The following is a 5955-nucleotide window of genomic DNA, read 5'->3' as shown; positions in this document are numbered from 1 at the left end:
GTTTACGACAGTGATCCTCGATGCGGGGCATGGGGGGAAGGACTCGGGGGCGGTTTCGCGGACGACCGGTGCGAGGGAGAAGGACCTGGCGCTCGATACCGCCGAGAGGGTCCGTCGCAAGCTCGGCGGAAAGGTCAAGGTGGTGATGATGCGTGGTGGGGACAGTTTCATTGATCTGGATGACCGGGTGGATCGGGCGAGCCGGAAGGATGGAGCGATTTTGGTGAGCATTCACTACAATGCCGGACCCTCGCATTTGAGGGGCCCGGAGACGTATTGGTGGCGGGTCGACAGTCACGGGCTTGCCACCCGCATGCAGCGCGCGTTGGAGCGGGTGGTGCCGCGGCCTCACGACAGCCGAGGGCAGGTCCGGCGTCGCCTGCGGCTGACGCGGAATCCGAACATTCCGAGCGTCTTGGTGGAGTGCGGTTATCTGAGCAACCCTTCGGAGGCGCGCTTGTGCAACGATGCGGGCTATCGTGACAAACTCGCTACGGCGATCGCGGGAGCGATTCTCGATCAGCAGCGGATGGGCGATTCGGGCACCGGGCCGCTCCCCAGGCCGATCAACGCTCCACCGAGTCGGCCGACGGATGCTCCGGGGTCTTAAGTCGGGAAATCCATGTTGTCATTGTCCGGTTATTCCCGTAGGTCCCTCATACTGATGGAGTCCAGTCGACCTCACTTGATGAAAATCGCTTTGCTGGGAGCCTTGGCGATCGCGTTCTTCGGCCAAGCCTCACTCGAGGCGAGGATCTGGACGGATGTGCGTGGGATCGAATTCGAGGCCGAGGCGGTGAGTCAGACGGAGGATGAGGTCTTGCTCCGATTGCCGGATGGCAAGGAGCTCGATGTGCCGTGGGATCGCCTGATTCTTGAAGATCGGGAGTATCTCAAGAAGCGGGCCGAAGATTTGAAAAAGGCCGCGGAGTTGGCGGCGAAGAAGAAGGCGATTGAGGAACTGGACGATGGCTTGAATTGGGACGATCCCTGGCCGGAGACCATCGTCTTTAAGGAGGATCCTGAGATTACGGTCGTCGAAGAAAATGCAGAAACCAACCGCTTCATCTACACCTCGACGAACTACCGTTTCACCTGCGATGTGAGGCTGTCGAAGTCGGTGGTCAGCACCTTCGCCGACATGTTTGAATCGACCCACGACTACTGCCGGGCGCTACCCTTGGCGATCACGGGCGGAGGGATGAGGGACGGCAAGTATGACATCCTGCTTTTCGAAACGAGGGACAGCTACATCAAGGCGGGTGGTCCGCCATCGAGTTCGGGAGTCTTTATGAGCCGTGGTCGTTTCGGTGTGGTGATGGTGCCGCTGACAAGTCTTGGCGTGCGCAAGGTTGGGAGCGGCTACATGCGCGATCGCGACAAGAGTGACGGGACGCTGATCCACGAACTGACCCATCAGTTGACACCGGGCGTTTATTTCGGAGTCGGTGCGCGTGGCTGGTTTAGTGAAGGCCTCGCCGAATACACCACGGCAACGCCTTATCGAAACGGTCGCTTCAAGGTGAAGAACAACTTTGACGACATCGAGGAGTATGCGACGGCCTACGGCAAGAATGGGAACCGAGGTCGGGCTCTTGGAAAGGACATCAAGGCGCCGGCGCTGAGAGACTACATGCTGATGAGCTACGATGATTTCACCGGCGATAGAGCGAACTTCAATTACGGCTTTGCTCTGATCATCACGACCTATTTCCTTCATCTCGATGGCGATGGCGACGCGGCACGAATGAAGGAGTTCCTCAAGGAATTGCGTCGTATCGGCCGCAGGGGTGACACGACCAAGGCGCTTGACAAGCTGCTCGATGGACGGACCTGGAATGAGCTCGAGGACGATATTTCCAGCGCCTGGGGACGGAAGGGCATCGACATCACTTTCAGGGAGTCAACGGCGGCGTACTGAAGGAGAAGCGTTGGATCAGCCAGACGGCGGCGACGACGGCGATGCTGATGTTCAGGGCGATGCGGACGATCTGGTAGCGGGGGCTGTCGTGCCACTTGGCAGTCAGGATCCAGGCCAGGGCAAGGATGGTGATCTGGGCCAGTTCGACACCGAGGTTGGTCACGACCAAGCGCCCGAGGAAGCCTTCGCCGGGCGTGAGGACGGAGCTGAGCGCGGTGGCGAAACCCATTCCATGGATGAGCCCGAAGCCGAAGACCATCACGATCCGCCACGAGGTGACGTCCTTCTTGAAAAGGTTTTCCATGGCGAGCACGGCGATGCTCAGCGCGATCAGTGCCTCCACGCCGCTGCCTTTCGGGGCGATGAAGCCCGCTGCCGTGAGTCCGAGCGTCAGCGTGTGCGCAACGGTGAAGGCAAGCGATTGCCAGAGCAGTGGCTTCCAGCGGCGCTGCAGCAGGAACAGGGTGAGGATGAAGAGGATGTGATCGAGCCCGCCGGGAAGCACATGGAGAAAGCCCTGTTCCAGCGAATAGAGATAGACCGACTGTCCCTCGATCATCCGACCGCTCTGAGTTACGCCGGATATCGTACTTTCAGGATGGAGAACAAAGGAGTCGCCGGGCTTCAGGGTGAGGTAAGTGGGCTCCGAGTCATCGCCTGAGGAGGATTTGAAAACGAAGTCCGGTCGCTTGCCTGCGGCGAGGCGGCATTCGGTGAGGAATCGATCATCGGATGACGAAGGCGTGAGGCGGATCCTCAGGTAGGCGCCGTCGTTCAGCAGGGTGGGGAAGTCGGGCGGCGATTGATCGAAGTCGATGAAGTGGTGGGCGATCTTAACGGGTGCCTTGTTCGACACGAAGGAAAGGCATTCATCGAGGTAGGCGGATGCTTCCTCGCAGAGGACCAATTGTTCCTCGGGGCTCAGTCCCACCAGCCATTCGCGTGTCGGTTGGGGCGTGTCCGGATCGCCGCGCCACTCGGCTTTGGCATATCCGGCATCGAAGAGGACTTCGATTTCCCAGTCGGGACCACCGCGTTTCACTTCGGCAAAGAGTTGCTCGACGACGTGGGCCTTGGCGACACCCAGCAGCGCCCATCCGCAGAGGAGGATGGCGATGAGGTGGCGTGTGGGTGACATGGGATGATGGGAGGTGGCACGCCCCCGTGCCACAGAGGGTGGGAGTGGTGAGTGGTCCTGCGTTTGAACGACGGGGGCGTCGCTCTTCCTATGAATTTTCGGTGAAGGAATGGTGGGATGTTTTACTTTCGAAGTCGATCCGGATAGAAACTGGAGGATGAAGGAAAAACCCGAAGAAGAAGTTGAGCAGCTCGTTGAAGAGGAAGCCGAAAAATCGAAAGGCTGGAACTGGGGGATGATCGTGGTGGGGGTGTTTGTGGTATTTGTCCTCGCGGGCTTGTCGGCTCCGATGGTTCTCCGGTGCAAGAAAGCGCCGGAGAGGACGCAGGCGATCAGCAATGCCAAGCAGGTCGGATTGGCCTTGCTGGAATTTGATCAGGAGTTTGGGAGTTTTCCTGATGAGGAAACCGCGGCGATGGTGAAGAAGTCGTCGGAGACGAAGCTGGATCTTTCGGGGACGAGTTCGAACGCGATGTTTCGTCAGTTGATTGCTTTTGGCATTCAGTCGGAGGACATCTTCTACTGTCTGCACCCGGAGGGCATTCGGAAACCGGATCGGAAGATGGGGCCCGGCAAGGCGTTGGAAGCGGGAGAGGTGGGGTTCAGCTATTTGATGAATGGGAATGAGGGCCAGAACACCTCGGACAATCCGGGCCGGGCTGTGCTTGCAGCTCCGATGAAGATTGGGACGGAGGAGTTCTGGTCAAAACCCTATCAAGGCAAAGCGGTGATCCTGCGCTTGGACAACTCGGTGGATGCGCCTTTGATCCGGAAGGCGGATGGGAAGGTGTCGGTGGGGAATGGGAAGACGCTTTTTGATACCGGGCCGGAGACGGTGTGGGGGAATGATGGGCTGGTGGATGTGCGGCATCCGGAGCGGGGGAGGTGAGAGGTCTTGAATCGAAAAATCAGATTGTGGTGAAGAGCGAGGTTTGCTACTTCTCTTCCATGAACGTGCTATCTCTCCAGAGTTGGCGCGTTTTTTTTGTTTTGTTCGCAATAATGGCCTCGCTGGCGTGGGGTCAGGGTCCGAGGTCTGAGGGCTATCAAACGAGGTACTTGGAGTGTGAGTCCCGCTCCGGGCTGATTTCTAATGTAGAACTGCCAAAGTCCGTTGTGGCACCCTTGGGCAAGTTGACCCTGTTCGCGGATTTCGAAAGTGCCGTGACGAATTGGATTTCACTGTATCTGGTGAATCGAAGCAAAGAACCCGTTTCGGTGGGACTGATTCATGGAGTTCCGAGGATCAAGGCCTACCGTAGGGCAGAAAGTGGAAGCTGGGAGCGTGTTCAACCGTCGGGGAACTCGGTGATGTGTGCCGATAGTCTTTCCAGCATCGAAATCCCGCCGGGGATGTACTTCACCGTTAAGGCTCCCTATCGGAAAGAAGGAGGTCGGCAAGCGGCATTGCGCTATCAGTTGCCGGGAAGCAGGGAATGGATTTCAAACGAGGGTGAGGGCCATTGGCTCGAAGAGCAGAGAGAGCTCGCTCAATTGGATGGCGTGAGCCGCGCTGATCTTCCGAATTGGATCGCTGTCGAACGGAGAGGGAGTCGCTACACAGACCGGCCTGAGGAGTATTCTCGGGAGAGGATTGCCGAGGAACTGGCCTATCTGGATCTGCTCATCGATTTTAGGGATTACCGAGCGCCACGCCAATGGCTCGAACTCCTCTTGAAGGAATCCGTCGATTACCCGGACGAATGGAAGGCGCTGGCGATCAAGAAAATCATGGAACAGTTGAACCGTGCGCCTGGCCAAGCACTCGGAGCAGGAGTTTTCGTGAAACACTGTCTCGAGCTATTGGAGAGACCCACAGACATAGATGAATTTGGCTCGGTAGAGTCACATCCTGAAATACTCTGGAGTGCGCTGGTAGACGTGGCCTCTCAAGCGGGAGAAGGTGAAGAAATTCCCTGGGAACGGATCTTCGAAGTGATGAGGGCAAAGATGCCGAAAGCGAGCGACGGAGAGCTTGGGGGAATGGCTCGGTTGGGTTGGTTGGAACCTCATTTCAACGAGTGGGTGGATGATGATCTTCTGGTAAAGGGTGCGAAGTCAGACGGGGAGATGATGAGGGCGATGTGTATCAGCAAGTTGATGGAGCGGAAGCAGGATGCGTTGGCAGTAGCCGTGGCTCGGACACTAGAGCAGGACGATCGGTTCATGATCATGAAAATCATGCTCGGCTTTCAGCGAACTCCAGCACGTTACGGCAGTATTCCTCCGGACTACACTCCTGCAGGGAACTTCTACATGGAGTGCGTCAAAGAAGATCCGCAGAAAGCGTTCGATGCGCTCTATGAAGGACTTGGAAGAAAGACAGATCTGTATTTTCCGCCGTCGTTTTCTTTGGAGTTCAGGCCATTTGTTCAGCGCTTGCTGATTGAGAATATGGACGAGGAGCTTGAGGTTGAAAACTATCGTGATCGAGAGCGTCTCACTCGGACGCTAAAGGTGTTTCTGGCTCAGCGGACTCCTTATAACTTAGCGACCCTTAGAAAATTGATGAGCCACAAAGCTTATTACGTGTTGAAGGTCGATCATGATGGAGAGACGGTTTTGAAGCGGATCCATTTTGTTGCGGCTGAGGCACGACGGCAGCTTCTGCTGATGGGGGAGGAGTTGTGAGTTTCTCGGTTGGCCCCAGCGGAAGCTCGAAAGCGGTGACGACGTTCGTTCCTCACTCTGTCACCGCAGTCGAAAGGGGCTGAATGGGAGGTGGCACGCCCTCGTGCCACAAAGGGTGGGGTGGTGAGTTGTCCTGCGTTTGAGCGACGGGGGCGTCGCTCCTCGTGCGCCGCGAAGCGCCAACACCCTTCGGAGTGGGAGACTCCGGCCAGCCTCGGGCGCATCCGGGCTGAGAACTGGAAGTAACTGCGTCGCCGCGAGGCGG

Annotated in this window: 5 protein-coding genes; 4 read left to right on the top strand and 1 reads right to left on the bottom strand. The window is 57.6% G+C overall.

Annotated elements, in window-relative coordinates; genetic code table 11:
* Together WBG04_RS13800 and WBG04_RS13795 are read left to right on the top strand one after the other, a co-directional pair.
* On the top strand, positions 1 to 610 hold a 610-nt coding region (locus tag WBG04_RS13800; protein ID WP_424315035.1), incomplete at its 5' end, for an N-acetylmuramoyl-L-alanine amidase family protein.
* A gap of 78 nt (positions 611 to 688) precedes the next feature.
* Positions 689 to 1921 carry a hypothetical protein gene (locus WBG04_RS13795; protein WP_424315034.1) on the top strand — a complete coding sequence of 411 codons (1233 nt, stop codon included), beginning with the start codon at positions 689 to 691 and terminating at the stop codon, positions 1919 to 1921.
* Here WBG04_RS13795 and WBG04_RS13790 read toward each other — a convergent pair.
* Positions 1896 to 3059, bottom strand: coding sequence for a HupE/UreJ family protein (locus WBG04_RS13790; RefSeq protein WP_424315033.1), 1164 nt, complete (start codon positions 3057 to 3059; stop codon positions 1896 to 1898). The genes WBG04_RS13795 and WBG04_RS13790 overlap by 26 nt on opposite strands.
* Positions 3060 to 3216: 157 nt before the next feature.
* On the opposite strand from WBG04_RS13790, the gene WBG04_RS13785 reads away from it, so the two are divergent.
* A complete protein-coding gene (locus tag WBG04_RS13785; protein WP_424315032.1) occupies positions 3217 to 3948 on the top strand; it encodes a hypothetical protein in 732 nt (243 codons plus the stop codon).
* A gap of 518 nt (positions 3949 to 4466) precedes the next feature.
* Positions 4467 to 5690 carry a hypothetical protein gene (locus tag WBG04_RS13780; protein WP_424315031.1) on the top strand — a complete coding sequence of 408 codons (1224 nt, stop codon included), beginning with the start codon at positions 4467 to 4469 and terminating at the stop codon, positions 5688 to 5690.
* Positions 5691 to 5955: the final 265 nt, after the last annotated feature.

Source organism: Haloferula sp. (assembly GCF_049672945.1).
In the GTDB taxonomy this organism is placed as follows: Bacteria; Verrucomicrobiota; Verrucomicrobiia; order Verrucomicrobiales; family Akkermansiaceae; genus Haloferula.
This window is presented reverse-complemented; position numbering and strand designations above follow the sequence as displayed.